Raw genomic sequence first — 1,265 nt, 5'->3', positions numbered from 1 at the left:
AGCCGACGAGCGAGCCGTCGAGGGGGATCGGCGTCGCCCCGTGGTTCACGGTGTCGCCCGGCTCGAAGTGCCCCTTCTGCGCCGCCGCCCGGTACGCGCGGCGGACCTCGGCGGAGACCGACACGAACTGCGAGCGACCGGGCTCGGTCACGCGCGTGATCCGACCGGTCGCCCAGACCCGGCCGTCGGTCTCGGGCGAGGACCCGAGCAGCAGGGCACCGACGCGCCAGACCCGGCCGAGGGAGCGGATGGTGGGGTCACGCCGGATGCCGAGCAACGCCCGCGGTTCGACGTACTCGCCGAGGGCCTCGTCGGGGACGTCGGCGTCGCGGAGTCGTCGGGCGGCGTCGTCGAGCAGCGCCCTCGCCCGTTCCACGCCGTCCGTCACGGCACCCGAGCGTAGTCGGGTGGTCGCTCCCGCCACACCCCGTCGACCGGCCGCCCGGAATGCCGGGTGCCGTGCGGCCGTTGCACCGTCCGGAAACGAGGAGGGCCCCATGGGCATCGTGCGGTGGCTGTTCGACGCGCAGCTCGTCATCGGCGACCAGACCGTGCTCTGGCGCGAGGTGATCGGCAACGTGTTCGGCTTGCTCAGCGCCCTCGGTGGGATGCGCCGCAGGGTCTGGGCCTGGCCGGTCGGCATCGTCGGCAACGCCCTGCTCTTCACCGTCTTCATGGGGGCGCTCTTCGACACCCCCAACCCGGTGAACCTGCTCGGTCAGGCCGGTCGCCAGGTGATGTTCATCATCGTCAGCGTCTACGGCTGGTACCGCTGGACGCACCGCCCCGAGGACGTGACGACCGTGATCGAGCCGCGCTGGGCCTCCTGGCGCGCCCGCGCAATGCTCGTCCTCGCGCTGGTGGGCGGCACCGCCGTGCTGACCCCGGTGTTCCGAGCCCTCGGCTCGTACGAGCCGGTGTGGAGCGACGCCTGGATCTTCGTCGGCTCGCTGCTCGCGACCTACGGCATGGCGAAGGGCTGGGTGGAGTTCTGGCTCATCTGGGTCGCGGTCGACCTGGTCGGCGTGCCGCTGCTCTTCTCGGCCGGGTACTACGCCTCAATTCCAATTCCACATTTTCAAGAAATAAGGAGGCAAAAATGTTCATATATGAATTGGAATTATTTGTTTTCTTATTAGGCCGAGATGCGCCGCGTGCGGCTGCTGGAGATGGCGGACGCGATGGATATGTTCTGCCAAGGGTTGGTTTGCGCATTCACAGTTCTCCGCAAGAATTGATTGGCTCCAATTCTTGGAGTGGTGAAT

2 protein-coding genes are annotated in these 1,265 nt (G+C 67.7%); one reads left to right on the top strand and one right to left on the bottom strand.

What is annotated here, in order from left to right:
- Positions 1–388: hypothetical protein (locus I5E_RS00340; RefSeq protein ID WP_022905251.1), on the bottom strand; the 388-nt coding region annotated here is incomplete at its 3' end.
- Between the two features lie 109 nt (positions 389–497).
- Between I5E_RS00340 and pnuC the strand changes: the two genes are divergently transcribed.
- Positions 498–1,139 (top strand): nicotinamide riboside transporter PnuC, encoded by a 642-nt coding sequence (gene pnuC / locus I5E_RS00335; protein ID WP_022905250.1) that lies wholly within the window; start codon positions 498–500, stop codon positions 1,137–1,139.
- The last annotated feature ends 126 nt before the right edge of the window (positions 1,140–1,265 follow it).

The sequence above is a fragment of the Curtobacterium sp. B18 genome (assembly GCF_000333375.1).
Classification (GTDB): Bacteria; Actinomycetota; Actinomycetes; order Actinomycetales; family Microbacteriaceae; genus Curtobacterium.
The sequence above is the reverse complement of the archived record's forward strand: the minus strand, read 5'-3'. Positions and strand labels throughout refer to the sequence as shown.